We start from the raw sequence: 20,452 nt of genomic DNA on the forward strand, positions 1-20,452 counted from the left end.
CCATCTACATGAACGGAACATTAAATAAAGTAATGCTAATTGGTTTTCTTGGCGACGACATCAAAATGCACTATTTTGATGGGGGCAATTGCATCGGAAGATTTCAGTTAGCAACAAATGAAGTTTATATTAATAAAACTACCAATGAAAAAATCACCTCTACAGAGTGGCACAACTTGGTTATACGCAATAAAGCCGCTGAACTTTGTGAAAAATATCTTTCAAAAGGAGACAAAATATACGTTGAAGGCCGTATCAAATCGCGCCAATGGCAAGCGGAAGACGGAAGTACTAAACACACTAGCGAAATCCAGGTAACTGAATTTACTTTTCTAACCACTAAAAAAGAGAGTGAAAGTAACAAACAATTTCCTGTAGCTGATATTCCAAAAAACACTAATTTTGACCCAGAGAAAAATGTCTTGCCGGTAAACGACTTGCCCTTTTGATTGTTTAACTAATTTTTATTAATGTGGACCCAGAGCCCAGTTTGTTTTTTACCAATGCAATTGACGCTAATTTAGCAATTGCCATTTTAGGAATAATACTTTTATTATTATGCTCTGCATTAATTTCTGGAGCTGGGGTTGCTTTATTTTCGCTGTCACAAAAAGACATTGATGAAATTACTGCAAAAAATAATTCTAAAGGAAAAGTAATAGCTAAACTTCTAGAAAAGCCTAAAAAATTGCTAGCAACACTAATGGTTGCTAATAATTTTATAAATATTACCATAATATTATTTTTCTCTATAATAGGTAAAAATATTTTTAAGGCCATCGAAATTCCACTTTTAAAGCTTGTTGTTGAAATCACTGTAATCACCATTTTAATTTTACTATTTGGAGAAGTTTTACCAAAAGTATATGCCAGTAGAAACAGCATCAACTTTGCTAAAATTATTGTTTATCCTATTGGATTTTTAAATAAAATACTCTCGCCAATAAGTACTCCTATGCGAGCACTTACTATTTATCTGCACAACAAATTTGGAAAACAAAAGACAAATTTCTCAGTAGATCAATTATCACAAGCGCTTGAACTTACCGCTTCAGATGAAACGTCTACTGAAGAGCAGAAAATTTTAGAAGGAATTGTTAGTTTTGGAAATACAGATACACGCCAAGTAATGAGTCCAAGGATAGATATATTCGCTTTAGAAATATCAGAGTCATTTATTGCGATTTGTCCGAAAATAATCGAAAAAGGGTATTCTAGAATTCCAGTTTACAGAGATAATATCGACCAAATAGAAGGTGTTCTATATGTCAAGGATTTATTACCACACATTAATACTAATGAATTTGATTGGGTATCTTTAGTACGTGAACCTTTCTTTATTCCTGAAAATAAAAAATTAGATAATTTGTTGAAAGATTTTCAAAGTATGAAAAGTCATCTTGCTATTGTTGTAGACGAATATGGAGGTACTTCCGGATTAGTGTCACTTGAAGATGTAATTGAAGAAATTGTAGGCGATATTAGTGACGAATTTGATGATGATAATAGTAGCTTCTCTAAAATTGATGACAAAAATTTTCTTTTTGAAGGCAAAATAAATTTAAAAGATTTTTATCGCATTATTGAAGTTGACGAAGAATTATTTGAACATAAAAAAGGAGAAGCAGAAACACTTGCTGGATTTATTCTCGAGCTTTTAGGTAATTTTCCAAAAAAAAATCAGAAGATTTCATTGGGAAATTGCTTATTTATCATCGAAACGGTCGATCAAAAAAGGATAAAACAAATTAAAGTAACTATTGATTAAGTAAAATGATAAAAAAAACAATCTCCTTGGGAATGGCAATTGTGCTTGTAATCGTCACTTCTAGCTGTAAAGAAGAAGTGTTACCTAAACCTTCAAGCTACTTACGACTGGATTATCCCGAAGCTAAATACGCGGATTTTGAAAATCAATGTCCTTATGCTTTTGAAATAAATTCAGATGCTATTGTTAGAAAAGGTAAAAACTGTGATCTAACAATTACTTATCCTAAAATGAAGGCAACTATATATTTGACTTACAAACCTGTGAATAAAAATATAGATAATCTTTTACGTGACGCACAAAAATTAACTTACGAACATGTAATAAAAGCCGATGACATTTTAGAGCAACCTTATTTGAATCCCGATAAAAAGGTCTTTGGGATGTTTTACCAAGTAGAGGGAAATGCGGCGACAAATTCACAATTTTACGCAACTGATAGTACTAAACATTTTGTAACAGGGTCTGTTTATTTCTATGCTAAACCCAATTATGATTCGATCATGCCGGCAGCTAGTTATATAAAAAATGATATGCAGCGCATTATGGAAACCTTAAAATGGAAATGATTAAAAGCAAAAAAGCATTCGAGACTAACGAATGCTTTTTTTTAAAATTAAAAATACCTTAGATCTTCATATCCTTTACTGAATAAGTTTTACCATCTGCTGCAGCTTCGACGGCTTTAGTTAGTTTTTCTGGATTTTGAACTGTTTTGTCAAAAGTCACGGTTGCTAATTTTGTGTCAAAATCTACCTTCGCTACCTGAACACCATTTAAATTTGTTAAATCTTCTTGTATTGTTTTGGCACAGCCTATTGCACAAGTCATTCCTTCGACAGCGAATGTTGCAGTTTGTAGGTTAGCAGCAACTATTTCTTTTTTCGCTTTTGGAGGTGCAACTTCTGTTGTTTCCAAATTTTCTTTCACATCTGAATCCTCAGCTTTTTCTTTACAGCCTACAAATAAAATACTTGCAAGTGATAGCGTCAGTATTGATTTTTTGAAATTCATGATCCTATATTTTATTAGTTAAAAACAATTTTTCTACATGCAAAATTAATCAAAAAAAGAGTGTCTAATTCATAAAATATTTACAATTTTGGGGCAAAATATTTTTTATGGAATCGAAGCAATTAAAGTGGTTGTATTTAGGAGCCCTTGCATTAGTTTGGGGTAGTTCATTTATCTTGATAAAAAAGGGACTAATTGGTTTGTCTGCATTGCAAGTAGGATCATTACGAATTATTTTTGCTTCAATTTTTCTATTATTAATAGGATTTAAAACGCTAAAAAAAATTCCAGCTCAAAAATGGAAATACATTGCATTAACATCTTTATTTGGCACTTTTATACCTGCCTATTTATTTGCCATAGCACAAACTGAAATTGATAGCTCAGTCAGTTCAATATTAAATTCCCTTACTCCTTTAAATACATTAATTCTAGGTGCTCTAGTTTTTGGTTTGCAGTTTAAGCGCAATCAAATTATTGGAATTCTAATTGGTTTACTGGGAAGTACCTTGCTAATTTTAAATGGTGCAATGAATCATCCAGAGCAAAATTATTACTACGCTATATTAGTATTGATTGCCTCTATTTGTTATGCTGTAAATGTAAATTTAATTAAGAAATATCTACATGATTTGAGTCCATTGAGTATTACGACAGGGAATTTTATGGTACTATTTGTGCCAGCTTTCTCTGTTCTATTTTTCACAGACTTTTTTGACGTACTAAATGAAATAAAAGTACAGCATTCTATCCTTTTTATAATGGTTCTTGGGATTGTAGGTACAGGAATTGCAAATATTCTTTTCTTTAAATTAATCCAAATGTCATCGCCAGTTTTTGCCACATCAGTGACCTACTTAATACCTGTAGTAGCTTTTAGTTGGGGATTATTTGATAACGAAATGCTAACGCCTATTCAATTTTTTGGGGCATTTATTATTTTAATTGGTGTGTATTTATCGGCTAGAAAGTAATTTTTAGTTTTAAGTGTTCGTTCATGGTTGGCAGCTTTTAGTGTTCAAAATTTGATATTCAGGATTTAGCTGATGTATCTACTGAGCTGATTTTGAAAGAAAACAACCAAAATATATATTTATTTTTAAATTTAATAAAACAGATAAAAATAGCAAAGGCTGCCTAATTTAGGCAGCCTCTTACTTATTAATAAGATTGATATCTATTGAAAATCAGTATCTGAAACACCTTCATTAATTTTTACCTCAGACATTTTGATGTCTAATTCAAAACCAACATTTTGGATGATATTAAATGGAACTTTAACACCTTTTATCTCTTTGTAATCACCAAAATTAGTAGTTTGTGTCATGCTCTGACCGCCTTGTTCCACAACTTTAGATTCTGCTAATTTTAGTCCAGAAGTAACATCGTAAAAATAGGTTGTTTTTCCGTTCTTAACGGCGTAAGCATCTTTCCCATTTACTGATTCGATACTATCTAAAGTTAAGTCTTGCTTTTTAGAGAGAGAAAGCTCTTCAAATGGAGTCGCTCCTGCTTTCATTTCAGCAAGTGCTACTCCTTCAATATTTTGACGCTGTCCCTGTTGCATAACGTAGCCACCTTTATCGTTCACTACTTGCTTCATTAAGCTCATTGTGCCCATTGCTAATTCAACCATCATCCTACCTTTAACATCTATTTTAGAAGTAAAACTTAAAGGTGATGGAGCTTGTGGAATAGTTGTAGACCCATTCATCACAATTGTTTTTACAGCCGAAGCTGCTTTTTCTCCACCAATAGCTTTGATGTAAGTATAAATAACGCTTTTTGCTGTTACTCCTGCTGGAACTGGTTTTTTAAATTCTGGCTTAACAGTTGGATTTCCATATTTATCAAAGTATGAAACTGGTATATTTAATTTCTCTAATCCCGTAGCTACATCTGATGCCTTTCCTACAATTATTATTCGGCTATTATCAGCTAAGAAGTACTTTTTTGCCACTCTCATAACATCATCAGCATTGACAGCGCTAATGTTTTTTATATAATTTTCATAAAAATCAGCAGGCAATCCCTGTGTTTGAATACGCAAAGCATATCCAGCTACTGTTTGGGGTTTTTCAATTTGCATTACAAATCGACCTATGTAGCCAGCTTTTACACTAGCTAACATTTCATCAGTTACTTTTTCAGTTCTAATTTTTTTGAACTCCTTCATGATTTCTACAACGGTGCTGTCAGTAACCGCGTTACGAACCTGTGTCGTTGCGCTAAAATTTGACACACGTTTATCTCCTCCTATTGAAGTTCTTGCACCATAAGTCCATCCATGTACTTCACGCAAATTCATATTGATGTAACTGTTAAAGTCGCCTCCTAAGATTTGGTTTGCAATCAATACTGCAAAATAATCAGGATCAGTCATTTTAAGATTAGAAATATTACCCACATAAACTTCTGATTGAACCGCATTTGGCATATCTACAAAGTTAATTTGAGTAGTTGCAACATCTTTTGGATCTGAGTAAGAAACAGCAGGTGCCGTCGCTTTCTTCCATGAACCAAAATACTTTTCTACCATTTTCTTTGTTTCCTTGAATTTTACATCACCTACAATGATAAGGTACGCGTTGCTTGGAACAAAATAGGTATTGTAATTTACTTTAACATCTTGTAAGGTTACATTTTTCAATGTAGCTTCACTAACATATTCTCCTGCTGGATGATCCTTTCCAAAAGTAAGAAAATCGACTACTCTGCCTGCAACTGCCGCGACACTTTTTTCGTTTGCTTTTAAACCTTCAATTAGTTTAGTTTTTTCTTTATCAAATTCCTCTTGAGTGAAGTTTGGATTTAATGCGCCATCAGCCATTAATTCTAAAACCCTAGACGAATATTTTGATAATGTACTTGCAGCAGCACCATTAGAACTAAAATTAATATTAGCTCCTAAAAAATCTACCTCTTCATTAAAAGCAGTTTTAGAAATTTTGGTAGTACCGCTTCCCATTAGAGTACTGGTCATATCAGAGATGCCCTTTTTATCTCCCTCAGCATATGGTTCATTATCTAATGTAAGGCTAAATGCCACTCTTGGTAATTTATGGTTTTCTACAACCATAACTTTTAAACCATTTTTTAATTCGAATGTTAATGGTTTTCCAATTTTCACTGTTGGAGCTACTCCTGGTTTTGGCTGGGGTATAATCTGTCCTTGCATAATAAGTGTTAAGAACAAGCTTGATAAAATTAATATTGATTTTTTCATGATATATCTTAGTTTTGAGCTTTATCTTTAGATGGAACATAATCCAAAACTAATCTTTGATTTGGATTTAAATATTTTTTAGCAACGTCTCTAATCTCCTCACGAGTGATTGACTGATAGATTTCAATTTCAGTATTAATTAGGTTAATATCGCCATATAATAAATGATAAGTTGCTAAATTATCTGCGATGCCATCAATTGTCGAATTGCTGTTTACATATTGATTTTCAAATTTATTTTGAAGCTTTTGCAAATCTTTCTCTGAAATTAACTCTGTTTGAAGATTTACAACTTCGGCATCAATTTCTCTTAAAATATCCTCTGTTGTATTTGGCGCTTGTGGCAAACCATAAATAATATAACTACCATAATCTTCTTGACTATTACTAAATGCTCCTATTTGTAAAGCCATTTTTTTATCGTCAACAATCTTCTTGTATAATCTTGAACTTTTTCCATCCGTTAAAATAGACGAAATCATATCTAAAACACGAGCATCTCTAGTTTTCATCGAAGGTGTTCTATAAGCTGCTACAATAGCAGGAATTTGGATATTAGCGTCTTCAAATTTTGCTTTTATTGTTTGAGTAATAGGATCTTCAACAAAAGTTTCTCTTTGTATAGCCGCTCCCTTTTTGATTGGTCCAAAGTATTTTTGAATCCATTCCTTCGCTTGCTCTTTTTTAAAATCACCTGCAACAACTAAAACAGCATTGTTAGGAACATAAAACTTCTTATTAAAGGCTTGAAACTCTTCTAAAGTCGCCGCATCTAAATGGCTCATCGATCCAATAGTAGCCCAACGATAAGGGTGCTTAGTGAAAATATTCTTTTTTACTTCTGCTAAAAAATTTCCGTAAGGTTGATTATCAACACGAAGTCTTTTTTCCTCTTTTACAACTTCATTTTGTGTATCAACACCAATTTGGTTAATAATAGGATGTAACATTCGCTCTGCTTCCATCCACAATCCTAACTCCAAATTGTTAGACGGAAAAACTTCGTAGTAATACGTTCTATCATCAGTAGTATTAGCGTTGTTTACACCGCCGTTACTAGTTACGATTTTAAACCATTCTCCTCGTTTAATATTTTCAGTACCTTCAAACAATAAATGTTCAAAAAAATGTGCAAAACCTGTTCTTTCAGGATTCTCATCTTTAGCGCCCACATGATACATAACTGATGTTATTACTGTAGGAGCTGACGGATCATTATGCAAAATTACATGCAGTCCGTTTTCTAATTTGTATTCCTCAAATGCTACTTTCTGAGCAGAGGCCACTCCTCCAAGCATAAATAAAGCACCTAAAGCCATTAATGAATTTTTCATAAGGTTAATAATTTAGTTGATTTTTAATATTAGTATAATTTTTATTCAAGTTGTTACATCAAAATACGATAATATTGACACAAAATAGCGTCATTTACATATGAAAATTCGATAGCATAAACTTAAAAAATATTAATACCTACGTACAAAATAATATTTACGACCTAAATTGCAAGTTAAATATATAATTGTATATTTGCAACCTTAAAAATTATTAAAACAAATCAGTATGTATGCAATCGTAGAGATAGCAGGGCAACAATTCAAAGTAAGCAAAGACTTAAAGGTTTATGTTAACCGTTTGACTAATGAGGAAGGTTCAAAAGTTTCTTTTGACAAAGTTCTTTTATTAGATGATAACGGAACTATCACTTTAGGCGCCCCAGCTATAGAAGGTGCTTCAGTAGAAGCTAAAGTGTTACAACACTTAAAAGGAGATAAAGTTATCGTTTTCAAAAAGAAAAGAAGAAAAGGATACAAAAAGAGAAACGGTCATAGACAATATCTCACTCAAATTGTAATTGAAGGTATAACAGGTCTTAGTGCTAAAAAAGCAACAGCTAAGAAAGAAACTGCTGAGACAACTACAGAAGAAGTTGAAGCTCCAAAGAAAAAGGCAGCTAAAGCTAAAAAAGAAGATACTCAAGAATAATAACAAAATAAAACTAATACGTCATGGCTCACAAGAAAGGTGTTGGTAGTTCTAAGAATGGTAGAGAATCAGAATCAAAACGTTTAGGTGTTAAGATTTTTGGTGGTCAAGCTGCTATTGCTGGGAACATCATCGTAAGACAAAGAGGTTCAAAACACAATCCAGGTGAAAATGTTTACATCAGTAAAGATCACACACTACACGCAAGAGTAGATGGAGTTGTTAAGTTCCAAAAGAAAAGAGATAACAAATCTTATGTATCAATACTTCCATTTGAAGTTCAAGCATAATTTGATTATTTTCAAGAAAAAAAAAGCCTTTAGAGAAATCTAAAGGTTTTTTTTTATAGCTAAAAACTTTTTGAAAATAATTTAAGAATTTGGTAAGCTAGTTAATAATCTATTATCCCAGCTATTTATATAACGATCGCACTTAAATTCATTTTTTAGGAACGTTATTTGATTACTAAGAAATGATATAAATTGATTTAAAACTGAGTGTTTTATAACATTAAATTGATACTATCCCATATCTTACAATCTAATGATTTGCTTTATGAAAAAACTTTTACTTATTATGACTTTTTTAGTAACGATGGTGTCGTTAGCTCAAAATAAAAATTTCACAGTAGATCAAAACTATATTACTTGGAAATTCATATATGAAAATTCAGAAAGTATAGTAAAGTTACAGAATAATTTAGGACTTCTGTTTAAGACAGATTCCACGGGATTCGTTAAAAGAACTAATTTTAATGATAGAAGATTATTAAAACTCGAAGCAGAATTTAAAATTGAATCAAAGCACAATAGGTATCGTGTTACGGTTTATAATATAAAATTTCTGCAAGATCCTGCTATAGTCAGCGGTGATAGTTTACTTTCTAAATTAGAAGATGAGATAACTATAGAGCAAAAATTACTCAATAGAAAGGGCTTGATAAGACAATCATCATTTGGTCACAATTTAACTGAAATTTTAAATCCTTATTTTAACCAATTATTTGTGATCAATAAACATATTACCGATTGGTAATTTAACAAAAAAAACGTCAAAAACTTAAAAAGCCTTTGACGTTTTTTATTGTGACCGCGACAGGGTTCGAACCTGCAACCCTCAGAGTCGAAATCTGATATTCTATCCAGTTGAACTACGCAGCCATTTAAAATTAAAATTTTTGATTGATCATGCGAACTATAAAAATCTTAATTCAAACCTATTATTTAAACAAGCAATTTTTTTACAATTGTTGAAATTGTCTTTCCTTCTGCGGTTCCACCTAATTGTGCTGATGCTAAACCCATTACTTTACCCATCGACGCTATTCCTGAAGCTCCAGTTTCTGAGATGATTTTCACTATTACAACTTCAACTTCGGCTTCGGTTAATTGTGCTGGTAAAAACTTTTCGATAACTGCGATTTGAGCTAATTCTGGTTCAGCTAAATCCAGACGGTTTTGTTCAGTAAAAATTCTTGCGCTTTCTTTACGCGTTTTCACAAGTCTTTGCAGCAATTTAACTTCATCATCAGCTGTTATTTCTTCTTTAGATCCTGATGCAGTCTGCGCTAATAGAATCTCTGATTTAATAGCTCTTAGAGCTTCTAATGCTACAGTATCTTTGGCTCTCATGGCAATTTTAAGATCGTCCATGATTAATGTTGATAAACTCATAAGTATATTTTTTTAAGTCAACGAATTGACTAATTTTTAAGTTATTTTATAAACTTTAATAGAAATAAAATTTACATTCTTTTGACTATTATATAAAAAAAATTAATCATCTTCCAAAATTTATTGGCTTGGCAAATTTAGAGAAATTTACTTGAAATAGCAATGAATTACAACTAGAGATTAGTATAAAAAATAACCCGAAAATTAAATTAATTTTCGGGTTATTTCTTTTTTAATGAAAATATTAATCTACATTATCATGTAAATACGAATTATTTGAACGTAACTGTAAATCATTGTTACTATCAGTTCCTACAGAAATTCTCGAATTACTATTGTTAGTAGAATTATTATTTGATATATCTATTCCTAAGCGCTTATATGCTGGCTCTTTTTCGTATTCATCAATTTTTGAAACATTGTTGTTAAACTTATAGTTAAATTCTTTTAACTTTTTTCTTCTTTCGTCTGCTCTTAACCGCAATGTTTCCTCAATGGTCATCTCCATTGGAGACACAGACTCATTTTCTATCGATTCAGCAGCTGGTTTTTCAACTTGCTTCATCGTAATGTTCATCTCCGCTGGAATAACAATTTCTGGAACTTTTACAACTGGCTTAGCAGTAAATTCCGGCTCTAAATCCATATATTCCTCGAGCGAATATTTAATTATTCCTTTATCCGACAACTCAGTTACAGGAATAAACTGAATCGCATCATTTACTTTAATATTATGAACTTCATTATTTAATTCAAATGAAACTTTTTTTTCCTGAACTTCCTCTATGGGCTCAGACTTGAAAAGTGGTAAATCAAAAGAAAAAGTCGTTTGCTCTTCTCTTTCTACTATTTTTGGTTGTACCGCTTTCACTTCTTTTACTGGGGAAGAAATTTTAAAATCAACATCACTAATAGGAGAAACAATTTCGAAAGAGACGTCAAGATTTTTAATAAAATCAGACATTACTAATAAATCTTCTTTTTCAGCTGTTGGCATTGCAACTGCTAATTCTGATTTTGTTTCTTTATCATCAGACAAATCAAATATAATTCTTTCATTTGAAAGAGAACTCTTAGAATCCGAGTTTAAATCAAAAGCGGCGACTGATTTATTACTTAAATTATGAACACTCTTTTGTTCATCCTCTAAAGTATGAATTATTTTTTTTGGTTCAGTATTAACTATTTCGTTTTGCTGTTCGATGTCAAATCCAGTTGCAATTATTGTGACAGCTATCGCATCTCCTAGTGATTCATCTTCACCGACACCCATAATAATATTTGCGTTGTGACCTGCTTCAACTTGAATATGATCATTAATTTCTCCAATCTCGTCAATTGTAATTTCATTAGTTCCAGAAACGATAAGCAACAATACGTTTTTAGCACCTGTAATTTTATTGTCATTTAATAAAGGAGAATCTAACGCTGCAACTATCGCTTCTTTTGCTCTATTTTCACCAGAAGATACTGAAGATCCCATTATTGCAGTTCCACTGTTAAATAAAACCGTCTTAGCATCTCTCAAATCGATATTTTGAGTGTAATGATGCGTGATTACTTCAGCAATTCCTCTTGAGGCTGTTGCCAAAACCTCATCAGCTTTTGAAAACCCAGCTTTGAAACCCAGATTTCCATAGACTTCTCTTAATTTATTATTATTGATAACAATTAATGAATCAACCTGCTTACGTAATTTTTCAATACCAATTAAAGCTTGTTCTTGACGCACCTTACCTTCAAAAAGAAACGGTAATGTTACAATTCCTACAGTGAGAATATCTCTTTCTTTAGCTAATTGCGCAATTACTGGCGCAGCTCCAGTTCCAGTTCCTCCGCCCATTCCGGCTGTTATAAAAACCATTTTAGTATTTCGATCTAACATCTTTTCAATATCAGAAATACTCTCAATAGCTGATTGTTGTCCTACATCAGGATTTGCTCCCGCACCAAGTCCCTCAGTCAAGTGAACTCCCAACTGAATTTTATTAGGCACAGAACTATTTTGCAAAGCTTGAGAATCCGTATTGCATACGATAAAATCTACGCCTTTAATTCCCTGCTTAAACATGTGATTAATGGCATTGCTTCCACCGCCACCTACTCCTATAACTTTTATCACATTTGATTGATTTTTTGGTAAATCAAATGAAATACTTCCAAATTCTGAGTCGCTCATCATTTTATCTGGTTTTTGAAATTGTTATATTATTTACTGTAATTTTTTTTTGGAATAAACCAATTATTCTGCATTATCTAAAAAATCCTTAATCTTGTCAACATAACGATCAAAGAAATTCCTTTGTATTCTACTTACCGTCGAATTTTGTTTTTCATTTGCATTAGTTTCATGCATATCCGTAGCGTTATGTAAAACTTCATCAGTTGGAGTGTTTACAATAGGTGGTCTATAAACAGGAGCTTTCGGTTGCGCTATGGCTTCAATTCGAATTGCACTTTGCGACTTATTTTCAATGCTTTTCATCACTAATCCTACCGCTGTTGCGTACAAAGGACTTGCAATTTCTTCATCAGAATTTCCAGCAAGATGCTCATTAGGATAACCAATTCTAGTATCCATTCCTGTAATATACTCTACTAATTGCTTAATGTGTTTCAATTGAGCACCGCCGCCAGTAAGGACGATTCCAGCAATCAATTTTTTACGAGGATCTTCATGACCGTATGCTTTTACCTCCGTAAAAACTAAATCAACTATTTCAACTACTCGTGCATGAATGATTTTAGACAGATTTTTTAAAGAAATCTCTTTTGGCTCTCTGCCTCTTAATCCGGGAATAGAGACAATCTCATTGTCCTTATTTTCACCAGGCCACGCTGAACCAAATTTAACTTTAAGCAATTCGGCCTGTTTTTCAATAATTGAACAGCCCTCTTTTATATCGTCAGTAATCACATTACCCCCAAAAGGAATTACAGCAGTGTGCCGAATAATGCCATCTTTAAAAATAGCTAGATCAGTTGTGCCACCACCAATATCTATCAATGCGACACCAGCTTCTTTTTCCTCTTGACTTAAAACGGCATCTGCTGACGCTAAAGGCTCTAGTGTGAGTCCTGATAATTCAATTCCTGAACTCTGAATACATCTTCCCACGTTGCGTATTGATGAAGCCTGCCCTACTACAACATGAAAACTAGATTCTAATCTTCCGCCATACATACCGATTGGTTCTTTTATTTCAGACTGTCCATCGATTTTAAATTCTTGTGGTAAAACATGAATAATTTCTTCGCCAGGTAACATGGCTAGTTTATTAACTTGGTCAATTAATAGCTGAATATCCATTCCTCCTATAACTTCCTCAGAATTGCTTCTACTTATATAGTCAGTGTGTTGAATACTGCGAATGTGTTGTCCCGCAATTCCAACAACTACATCTTTTATTTTGTAACCTGAGTTTAACTCGGCTTCTTGAACAGCTTGTTGAATAGATAGGATAGTTTGAGTAATATTATTTACCACACCTCTGGCCACACCTAAACTTTTAGATTTTCCTAAACCTAAAATTTCTAGTTTACCATATTCATTCTTCTTGCCTATCATGGCAACTATTTTGGTGGTGCCTATATCTAGACCTACTGCAATATTCTCTTTTTCCATTATCTATTATTTAGTGCAAACTACTTGTTCCGTAAATCGGAGGTCAATTTTCTTATATTTATACAACGAACTATCTAAAACTGCTTTTTGAAAAAAAGCTTTATAATTCTTAAATTTTTGTTCAACATTTGTTAAGGTACCAAAGTCAATTTGATAATCAAAATTTCTGTTGTGCATTTTTAAGCTACCGTTGGACAAAATTTGGATTCCAATTATATTTTTTTTTAAAAAAGAATCATCATAAATCAAGCGAAACAATGCTGCTAAATCTTCGTTGTTATTTTTATTTATTTTCCCTGAAACAAGTGGGACTCTGGCTGTAAAATTAGTAGACAATGACATACTATCTCCCTTATAATCAATGTAAAAAGAATTACCATTTTCAAAAATTCTAGCAATAGGAGTTTTTTGTTTTACTATTGCTTTCAGCACACCATCTATACTCACAAATACATCTGATTTTTCAATCATGTCTTGTGCATTTAGGCTTTTTTCCAACTTATTCAAATCTAAATCTTCTTTTTCAATGCTTGTTACTAGTTGATTATTTTCTATTAACAATTTATTAACCGTTTCTTGTTTAACAAAAGGCGAATTATCTTCTACAAAAGTGATTGTGCATTTTGTCAATTTTCTTTTTTCACTTCGTTTAGAAGTAAATGAAAATAAAAAAATCACAACAAAAAACATCACTATCAAACGTATATTTATCCAGTTAAAACGTTTCATCTATTGCTTTTTTAATGGTTGAAACCAATTCTCCAATATCTCCTGCTCCAATAGTTACAATAATTTTCGCATTACTGGCTAAAACGGCCTGAATTAAATCACTCTTGTCTATTAGCTTTTTGTTTTTACTTGTCATTTTATCCATAAGCCATTGCGAAGTGATACCCTGCATTGGTAATTCGCGAGCAGGATAAATATCCAATAAAATAACTTCATCAAATGCCGATAAACTTTTTGCAAAATCATCTGCAAAGTCTCTAGTTCTGCTAAACAAATGAGGCTGAAAAATAGCGAGAACCTTTTGACCAGGATACAATTCTGTTACCGCTTGATGTACTGCATTTATTTCTGTAGGATGATGCGCATAATCATCAATATAAATTTTTTCTTCGGTTTTTATTTGATAGGAAAATCTTCTTTTTATTCCTTTGAAAGTCGAAACAGCTTTTACAATTGCAACAGATGAAGTCCCATATAAATCAGCCATAGCTATCGCCATTAGCACATTCATCAAATTATGTCTTCCGGGTAAACCAAAATGAAAATCTTTAATTAAAACAGTCGGTGTTTGTACGTCAAAAACATAACTTCCATCTCCTACTCTCACATTAAATGCCTTGTAACTCGATTCTTCATCAATAGCACATACAACTCCCTCGAGTGGTAACTCTTTTGTTACAAAAAGATTACGCTTATCTTTAATTTTATCCGCAAATTCTTTAAATGATTCCTCGATGGCTTGACTTGTACCATAAATATCTAAATGGTCAGCATCCATAGAGGTTATACACGCGATGTTAGGATGCAAATGTAAAAACGAACGATCAAATTCATCGGCTTCAACAACAGTTACCGATTTTCCAGTACCAATTAAATTAGAATTATAATTCACTACTATTCCACCAATAAAAGCAGTAACGTCAACTCCACTTTCATATAAAATATGCCCTAAAATTCCAGATGTTGTCGTTTTCCCGTGTGTTCCTGCAACAGCAAAACAAAAGGTATCTTTTGTAATTAATCCAAGAACTTCTGCTCTTTTTTTAATTTGAAAATCTCTTTCTATAAAATAATTCCATTCTGAGTGAGATGCTGGAACTGCTGGCGTAATAATAACCAAGGTGTTTTCAGTATAAAAATCCTTTGGAATCAGATCTATAGCATCTTCAAAATGAATTGAAATTCCGCTTTCAATCATTTCATTAGTAAGAACGGAAGGCGTTTTGTCGTAACCACATACTTGCTTTCCCAAATTCTTGAAATAGCGTGCAAGATTACTCATCCCGATTCCTCCGATTCCTATAAAGTAGACGTTATTTATTTGATTAATATTCATTTTTTATTTTATAAAATCCGAAAGACCACGAAGTAATGCTACAGTACTATTTTGATCTTTGAACTAATTTAATTATCTCGTCAACTATATCTTTTGTTGCGTTTGGCTTAGCTAATTTTTTCATGTTCGCACTTAGATTCTTTTGCAAGTTCTCGTCGTATATCAATTTATTAAAAACTGACTCAAACTTTTCGTCAAGTTCATTTTCTTTGATCAGTAAAGCGCCATTTTTATCAGCAATTGCTTTTCCATTTTTCGTTTGATGATCTTCAGCAACATTTGGAGACGGAATAAAAATCGTAGGTTTCGCTACCAAACACAATTCAGATACTGATGAAGCTCCTGCCCGTGAAATAACAAAATCAGCCGCTGCATATATTAAATCCATTCTATCAATAAACGAGACAACTTGAATATTTTCTGTCTCTGAGAAACGCTTGTATTCAGCCATATAGAAATTTCCACACTGCCAAAAAATTTGAATTCCTGTTGCTAATAAGAAATCCAGCTCTTTTGCAATCAATTGATTAATTCTTTTAGATCCTAAACTTCCGCCAAGAATTAATAATGTTTTTTTATTTACATCTAAATTGAAATAGGATAAAGCCTCATTTTTTTTAGAATCAATATCTAGAACGTCTTGACGAACCGGATTACCCGTTAAAATCATTTTTTCTTTTGGAAAAAAACGTTCTAAATTCTCATAGGCTACACAAATTTTGTTAGCTCTTTTACTTAATAATTTATTGGTTATCCCTGGATATGAATTCTGCTCTTGAATAACTGTTGTGACACCTGATAAAGCGGCTACCTGTAAAAGTGGACCACTTGCAAAACCACCTGTACCTATTACAACATCAGGTTTAAATTGATTGATAATTCTTTTTGCTTTTATCAAACTACTCATTAATTTCAATGGAAATAATGCATTATCAAATGTTAATCTTCTTTGTAAACCAGAGATCCATAGCCCAATAATTTCATAACCTGCTTGAGGAACTTTTTGCATTTCCATTTTATCACTGGCCCCTACAAAAAGAAATTCAGCGTCAGGAAAACGCGCCTTCAATTCATTTGCAATAGCAATTGCAGGATAAATATGTCCTCCTGTACCGCCACCGCTTAATATGAATTTGTATGGTTTCATTAATTATATTTTTACTATTTATTCATTACTGCATGAATAGGGTTTTTAGCTTGATCCTCAATTGAATACTCTTCTGCTAAAACTTCCTCTTCTTCTAATTCTCTATCAATAAGTTTTTGAAGTGCCTCTTCCCTTCGAGCAGCATCTTTCATCTCCTGAACAATTTCTTCTTCTTTTTTAGTTACACTTATAATGATACCTAGCGCAATACATGTCATCCAAATCGAAGTCCCACCGCTACTAATTAGTGGTAAGGTTTGACCCGTAACTGGCAACAATTCGACAGCCACTGCCATATTAATCATCGCTTGAAAAATCATAGGAAATCCTAAACCTATTACTACTAGTTTTCCAAAAAGTGTTGTCGCTTTATGTGACGCAATAACAAATCTAAAAAGCAGCAATAAGTACAATGAAAGGACAATTAAGCCGCCAATTAAACCATATTCCTCAATAATAATCGCGTAAATAAAATCAGAAGACGACTGAGGTAAAAAATTTTTTTGAACGCTTTTACCTGGTCCTAGACCATAAATCATGCCTGAAGCGATTGCAATCTTTGCTTTTTCTATTTGATAATCATCTTCATTTGGTTTATCAGTGCTAAAACTTTCGATGCGGCTTTCCCATGTGCGAACTCGACTGAACATAGATGAATCCGGAAAAGCTTTAGACATTAAAATAAAAAAAGTAAGGGCCACAATTCCTGCGCCTACAATTACTGCAATGTATTTCATAGGGTACTTGCCTATAAATGTGAGCATAACAATCATTGAAAATATCAAAGCCGTAGTTGAAAAATTAGACGGGAGAATAAACATTAATGTTACAAAAACCGGTAACCACAGTTCTTTTAAAGATTCAACAAAATCGATTGCCTTTTCTCTAGTTTTAGATAAATAACGCGCAACAAACACGAATAGTACTAAAGCCGCAAAAGCAGAAGGCTGAAATGAAATTCCAACAAATGGAATTTGTAGCCACCGACTCGCATTTGCGCCACCTATTACGGTTCCTTTTATCATTGTAATACCCAAAACAATCCATACAATAGGTAATAACCACTTTGATATTGATCTAAAATATTGATAGGGAATTTTATGAACAAAATAAATAATTGCAAAACCACAAGCAATATGCCCTAAATGTTTTAATAAATAACCTAAAGTATTCCCCGTACCATGACCTAAATACGCTAAATTACTACTTGCGCTGAAAACAGGCATAAAGGACAGCAAAGCGAGTAAAGCCACGAATGACCATATTACTTTATCTCCTTTTAAATTGCCAATTAGTTTTTTCATGCTTGTGATAATTAGAAAATTATAATTCTAAATCTGAAATTATATTTTTGCTGCAATGGGTAGGGTACTTATCTTTTATAAATTTTTTACTGCTTGCTTAAATTGATTACCTCTGTCTTCGTAATTTTCAAATAAATCAAAACTCGCGCAAGCAGGAGATAACAAAACTGAATCACCTTTTTCTGTTAGTCGTTGCGCCATGTGAACTGCGTCATTCATATTATCTACTTCAATCATCATATCGACAACATTGCCAAAAATATCGATGATTTTTTTATTATCAACACCAAGACAAATTATAGCTTTCACCTTTTCGCGCACTAGTGACATCAGTTCATGATAGTCATTCCCTTTGTCAACTCCTCCTACAATCCAAACAGTAGGTGTATTCATGCTGTCTAAAGCAAAAAATGTAGCGTTAACATTGGTCGCTTTTGAATCATTTATGTATTGGACATTTTGGATTTTCAAAACTTTCTCAAGACGGTGCTCTACACCCTGAAAATTAGAAAGACTTTCTCTAATTGTCGCCTTCCTTATCTGCATTAATTTTGCCACAGATGTTGCTGCCATTGCATTTTTCATATTATGTTTTCCTTCTAAGGCAATGTGATCAGTATCCATTGTGAACTCTTCTTGATTGATTCTTATTTCCATTTTTTTGTTTTTTATATATGCCCCTTCGCTGAACGTTTTTGTCAATGAAAAAGGAATTAATTTTGCTTTAGTTGTGTGCTTTTCTAACCATGCACTTATGGCTTCATCATCAGCATCATAAAGAAGGTAATCTTCCTCCGTTTGATTCATCGTAATTCTAAACTTTGCATCAATATAATTCTCATAATTATATTCATAACGATCTAAATGATCGGGACTAATATTTGTAATGATAGCTATGTGAGGCTTAAAACACTTGATGCCATCGAGTTGAAAACTACTTAATTCTAGCACGTAGGACTCGTATTTATTATCTGCAATTTGCCAAGCGAAGCTTTTCCCGATATTTCCGCCTAGTCCCACATTTATTCCTGCTGATTTTAACAAATGGTAGGTTAGCATTGTGGTTGTCGTTTTTCCATTACTTCCAGTTATCCCTACAATTGTTGCATTTGTAAATGGAGCAGCAAACTCAATCTCTGAAATTACGGGAATACCTTTTTTAACTAAATTTTTTACTACTGGAGTTTTATCAGGAATACCCGGACTTTTCATAACCAGATCAGCATTAAAAATTAAATCTTCAGTATGTTTTTCCTCTTCCCACGCAATACCATTAATGTTAAGAACCTCTTTATAATTTCTTTTTATCTTTCCAAAATCAGATACAAAAACTTCATATCCTTTTTTCTTACCCAATATTGCAGTTCCTACACCGCTTTCGCCTCCTCCTAAAATTACTAATCTCATATTATCTTAGTTTTAACGTAATAATCGAAAGTATGGCAAGCATGATTGCAACAATCCAAAATCGGGTAACAATTTTACTCTCATGATATCCCTTTTTTTGATAATGATGATGTAAAGGTGACATCAAAAAAATTCTTCGGCCTTCGCCAAATCGCTTTTTAGTATATTTAAAATAACCAACCTGTAGCACCACTGAAAGATTTTCAACAAGAAAAATTCCACATAATAAAGGTATCAACATCTCTTTACGAACAGCAATTGCTAAAACGGCTATAATTCCTCCAATGGTTAAACTTCCAGTATCACCCATAAATACCGATGCCGGATAAGAGTTATACCATAAAAATCCAATAAGTGCACCAACAAACGCCGCTATAAAAACAGTCATCTCACCTGAGTTTGGTATATAAGGAATATTGAGATAATTTGAAAAAATAATATTTCCAGAAACAAACGTGAAAATTCCCAGCGCAAAAACAGAAATGGCTGATGTTCCTGCAGCTAGACCATCAATACCATCAGTTAAATTAGCACCATTTGAAACTGCCGTGATAATAAAAATAACAACAGGAATAAATACTAACCATGCCCATTTTTGATATCCATCACCTGTCCAAGCAAGTAATTCAGCATAATCAAATTCATTGTTTTTAAAAAATGGAATTGTAGTTACTGTTGATTTTTCTTCCACTGGCGCTTGAGCGACAACATTTTCGGTTTGCACCTTAAAAATATTTGTCGTGGTTGTGTCTTGTCTTACTGTAACCGCTGGACTAAAATAAAGCACAGAACCTACTATTAATCCTAAACCCACTTGTCCAAATACTTTAAATATACCCTTTAGCCCCTCTTTATCTTTTTTAAATATTTTTATATAATCATCCACAAAACCAATGGTTCCCATCCAAAGCGTTGTAACAATCAGTAAAACGATATATATGTTATGCAATTTTGCAAAAAGCACAACTGGAACTAACGTTGCGAAAATTATAATTAAACCACCCATTGTAGGTGTTCCTGCTTTTTCATTCTGACCAGCTAATCCCAACTCGCGAACCGTTTCCCCTACTTGTTGTCTTTGTAAAAACTGAATAATTTGTTTACCATATATAGTAGACAATAATAATGATAAAATAAATGCTAATCCTGATCTAAAAGTGATGTACTGAAATACTCCTGTTCCAGAAATATCCAACGTTTTATCTAAATAATCAAATAAATAGTATAGCATATTTGG

Annotated in this window: 19 protein-coding genes and 1 tRNA gene; 7 read left to right on the top strand and 13 right to left on the bottom strand. The window is 32.7% G+C overall.

Translation table 11 applies throughout. The features are described 5' to 3' along the window. Positions 1–8: 8 nt before the first annotated feature. From BUA99_RS07545 to gldD, 3 genes are read left to right on the top strand one after another with little or no spacing between them, the layout of a single operon-like run. The gene (locus BUA99_RS07545; protein ID WP_072990324.1) at positions 9–449 is read left to right on the top strand and encodes a single-stranded DNA-binding protein; all 441 of its coding nucleotides are present in this window, start codon (positions 9–11) and stop codon (positions 447–449) included. A gap of 23 nt (positions 450–472) precedes the next feature. After that, positions 473–1,768, top strand: coding sequence for a gliding motility-associated protein GldE (locus BUA99_RS07550; RefSeq protein WP_072990327.1), 1,296 nt, complete (start codon positions 473–475; stop codon positions 1,766–1,768). Positions 1,769–1,773: 5 nt separating this feature from the next. After that, the gene (gene gldD, locus BUA99_RS07555; protein ID WP_072990330.1) at positions 1,774–2,337 is read left to right on the top strand and encodes a gliding motility lipoprotein GldD; all 564 of its coding nucleotides are present in this window, start codon (positions 1,774–1,776) and stop codon (positions 2,335–2,337) included. A gap of 58 nt (positions 2,338–2,395) precedes the next feature. Here gldD and BUA99_RS07560 read toward each other — a convergent pair whose 3' ends face one another. After that, positions 2,396–2,782, bottom strand: a complete 387-nt coding sequence (locus tag BUA99_RS07560; protein ID WP_072990333.1) for a heavy-metal-associated domain-containing protein — start codon at positions 2,780–2,782, stop codon at positions 2,396–2,398. A gap of 107 nt (positions 2,783–2,889) precedes the next feature. Between BUA99_RS07560 and BUA99_RS07565 the strand changes: the two genes are divergently transcribed. Then, positions 2,890–3,756 (top strand): DMT family transporter, encoded by an 867-nt coding sequence (locus tag BUA99_RS07565; protein ID WP_072990336.1) that lies wholly within the window; start codon positions 2,890–2,892, stop codon positions 3,754–3,756. A 203-nt stretch (positions 3,757–3,959) separates the two neighbouring features. Here the strand turns inward: BUA99_RS07565 and BUA99_RS07570 are convergent, their stop codons facing one another. Next, complete coding sequence (locus BUA99_RS07570) at positions 3,960–6,008, bottom strand: insulinase family protein (protein WP_072990339.1); 2,049 nt, start codon at positions 6,006–6,008, stop codon at positions 3,960–3,962. 8 nt (positions 6,009–6,016) lie between these two features. After that, a complete protein-coding gene (locus tag BUA99_RS07575) occupies positions 6,017–7,342 on the bottom strand; it encodes a M16 family metallopeptidase (RefSeq protein ID WP_072990341.1) in 1,326 nt (441 codons plus the stop codon). 229 nt (positions 7,343–7,571) lie between these two features. Here BUA99_RS07575 and rplU point away from each other — a divergent pair, with 229 nt between their 5' ends. The 3 genes from rplU to BUA99_RS07590 all read left to right on the top strand — a co-directional run bounded on the left by rplU (position 7,572) and on the right by BUA99_RS07590 (position 9,029). Beyond that, a complete protein-coding gene (gene rplU / locus BUA99_RS07580) occupies positions 7,572–7,994 on the top strand; it encodes a 50S ribosomal protein L21 (protein WP_072990344.1) in 423 nt (140 codons plus the stop codon). A 23-nt stretch (positions 7,995–8,017) separates the two neighbouring features. Next, positions 8,018–8,284 carry a 50S ribosomal protein L27 gene (gene rpmA, locus BUA99_RS07585; RefSeq protein ID WP_072990347.1) on the top strand — a complete coding sequence of 89 codons (267 nt, stop codon included), beginning with the start codon at positions 8,018–8,020 and terminating at the stop codon, positions 8,282–8,284. Positions 8,285–8,549: 265 nt separating this feature from the next. Beyond that, the gene (locus BUA99_RS07590; protein WP_072990349.1) at positions 8,550–9,029 is read left to right on the top strand and encodes a hypothetical protein; all 480 of its coding nucleotides are present in this window, start codon (positions 8,550–8,552) and stop codon (positions 9,027–9,029) included. Between the two features lie 51 nt (positions 9,030–9,080). Here the strand turns inward: BUA99_RS07590 and BUA99_RS07595 are convergent. From BUA99_RS07595 to mraY, 10 genes are all read right to left on the bottom strand, one after another. Further along, positions 9,081–9,154 (bottom strand) — tRNA-Arg (locus tag BUA99_RS07595). A gap of 63 nt (positions 9,155–9,217) precedes the next feature. Continuing rightward, positions 9,218–9,667, bottom strand: a complete 450-nt coding sequence (locus BUA99_RS07600) for a GatB/YqeY domain-containing protein (RefSeq protein ID WP_072990352.1) — start codon at positions 9,665–9,667, stop codon at positions 9,218–9,220. 244 nt (positions 9,668–9,911) lie between these two features. Further along, a complete protein-coding gene (gene ftsZ / locus BUA99_RS07605; protein ID WP_072990355.1) occupies positions 9,912–11,849 on the bottom strand; it encodes a cell division protein FtsZ in 1,938 nt (645 codons plus the stop codon). Positions 11,850–11,909: 60 nt separating this feature from the next. Next, the gene (gene ftsA, locus BUA99_RS07610; RefSeq protein WP_072990358.1) at positions 11,910–13,292 is read right to left on the bottom strand and encodes a cell division protein FtsA; all 1,383 of its coding nucleotides are present in this window, start codon (positions 13,290–13,292) and stop codon (positions 11,910–11,912) included. A 6-nt stretch (positions 13,293–13,298) separates the two neighbouring features. After that, complete coding sequence (locus BUA99_RS07615; protein WP_072990361.1) at positions 13,299–14,021, bottom strand: cell division protein FtsQ/DivIB; 723 nt, start codon at positions 14,019–14,021, stop codon at positions 13,299–13,301. Further along, positions 14,008–15,357 (bottom strand): UDP-N-acetylmuramate--L-alanine ligase, encoded by a 1,350-nt coding sequence (gene murC, locus BUA99_RS07620; protein WP_072990364.1) that lies wholly within the window; start codon positions 15,355–15,357, stop codon positions 14,008–14,010. Before murC ends, BUA99_RS07615 begins: the two co-directional genes overlap by 14 nt. A gap of 46 nt (positions 15,358–15,403) precedes the next feature. Continuing rightward, a complete protein-coding gene (gene murG / locus BUA99_RS07625) occupies positions 15,404–16,504 on the bottom strand; it encodes an undecaprenyldiphospho-muramoylpentapeptide beta-N-acetylglucosaminyltransferase (protein ID WP_072990366.1) in 1,101 nt (366 codons plus the stop codon). Between the two features lie 14 nt (positions 16,505–16,518). Further along, positions 16,519–17,808, bottom strand: a complete 1,290-nt coding sequence (locus BUA99_RS07630; protein WP_072990369.1) for an FtsW/RodA/SpoVE family cell cycle protein — start codon at positions 17,806–17,808, stop codon at positions 16,519–16,521. Between the two features lie 75 nt (positions 17,809–17,883). Continuing rightward, positions 17,884–19,215: a UDP-N-acetylmuramoyl-L-alanine--D-glutamate ligase gene (murD, locus tag BUA99_RS07635; RefSeq protein ID WP_072990372.1), complete on the bottom strand. Its 1,332-nt coding sequence runs from the start codon at positions 19,213–19,215 to the stop codon at positions 17,884–17,886. A gap of 1 nt (position 19,216) precedes the next feature. Beyond that, the gene (mraY, locus tag BUA99_RS07640; RefSeq protein WP_072990375.1) at positions 19,217–20,446 is read right to left on the bottom strand and encodes a phospho-N-acetylmuramoyl-pentapeptide-transferase; all 1,230 of its coding nucleotides are present in this window, start codon (positions 20,444–20,446) and stop codon (positions 19,217–19,219) included. Positions 20,447–20,452 lie beyond the last annotated feature (6 nt).

Origin of the sequence: Flavobacterium segetis (genome assembly GCF_900129575.1) — a bacterium.
Classification (GTDB): domain Bacteria; phylum Bacteroidota; class Bacteroidia; order Flavobacteriales; family Flavobacteriaceae; genus Flavobacterium; species Flavobacterium segetis.

Coding starts and splice junctions, on each gene's coding strand:
- BUA99_RS07545 (WP_072990324.1), top strand. CDS start 9: ATGAACGGAACATTAAATAAAGTAATGCTAATTGGTTTTCTTGGCGAC.
- gldD (WP_072990330.1), top strand. CDS start 1,774: ATGATAAAAAAAACAATCTCCTTGGGAATGGCAATTGTGCTTGTAATC.
- BUA99_RS07560 (WP_072990333.1), bottom strand. CDS start 2,782: ATGAATTTCAAAAAATCAATACTGACGCTATCACTTGCAAGTATTTTA.
- BUA99_RS07565 (WP_072990336.1), top strand. CDS start 2,890: ATGGAATCGAAGCAATTAAAGTGGTTGTATTTAGGAGCCCTTGCATTA.
- BUA99_RS07570 (WP_072990339.1), bottom strand. CDS start 6,008: ATGAAAAAATCAATATTAATTTTATCAAGCTTGTTCTTAACACTTATT.
- BUA99_RS07575 (WP_072990341.1), bottom strand. CDS start 7,342: ATGAAAAATTCATTAATGGCTTTAGGTGCTTTATTTATGCTTGGAGGA.
- rplU (WP_072990344.1), top strand. CDS start 7,572: ATGTATGCAATCGTAGAGATAGCAGGGCAACAATTCAAAGTAAGCAAA.
- rpmA (WP_072990347.1), top strand. CDS start 8,018: ATGGCTCACAAGAAAGGTGTTGGTAGTTCTAAGAATGGTAGAGAATCA.
- BUA99_RS07590 (WP_072990349.1), top strand. CDS start 8,550: ATGAAAAAACTTTTACTTATTATGACTTTTTTAGTAACGATGGTGTCG.
- BUA99_RS07600 (WP_072990352.1), bottom strand. CDS start 9,667: ATGAGTTTATCAACATTAATCATGGACGATCTTAAAATTGCCATGAGA.
- ftsZ (WP_072990355.1), bottom strand. CDS start 11,849: ATGATGAGCGACTCAGAATTTGGAAGTATTTCATTTGATTTACCAAAA.
- ftsA (WP_072990358.1), bottom strand. CDS start 13,292: ATGGAAAAAGAGAATATTGCAGTAGGTCTAGATATAGGCACCACCAAA.
- BUA99_RS07615 (WP_072990361.1), bottom strand. CDS start 14,021: ATGAAACGTTTTAACTGGATAAATATACGTTTGATAGTGATGTTTTTT.
- murC (WP_072990364.1), bottom strand. CDS start 15,357: ATGAATATTAATCAAATAAATAACGTCTACTTTATAGGAATCGGAGGA.
- murG (WP_072990366.1), bottom strand. CDS start 16,504: ATGAAACCATACAAATTCATATTAAGCGGTGGCGGTACAGGAGGACAT.
- BUA99_RS07630 (WP_072990369.1), bottom strand. CDS start 17,808: ATGAAAAAACTAATTGGCAATTTAAAAGGAGATAAAGTAATATGGTCA.
- murD (WP_072990372.1), bottom strand. CDS start 19,215: ATGAGATTAGTAATTTTAGGAGGAGGCGAAAGCGGTGTAGGAACTGCA.
- mraY (WP_072990375.1), bottom strand. CDS start 20,446: ATGCTATACTATTTATTTGATTATTTAGATAAAACGTTGGATATTTCT.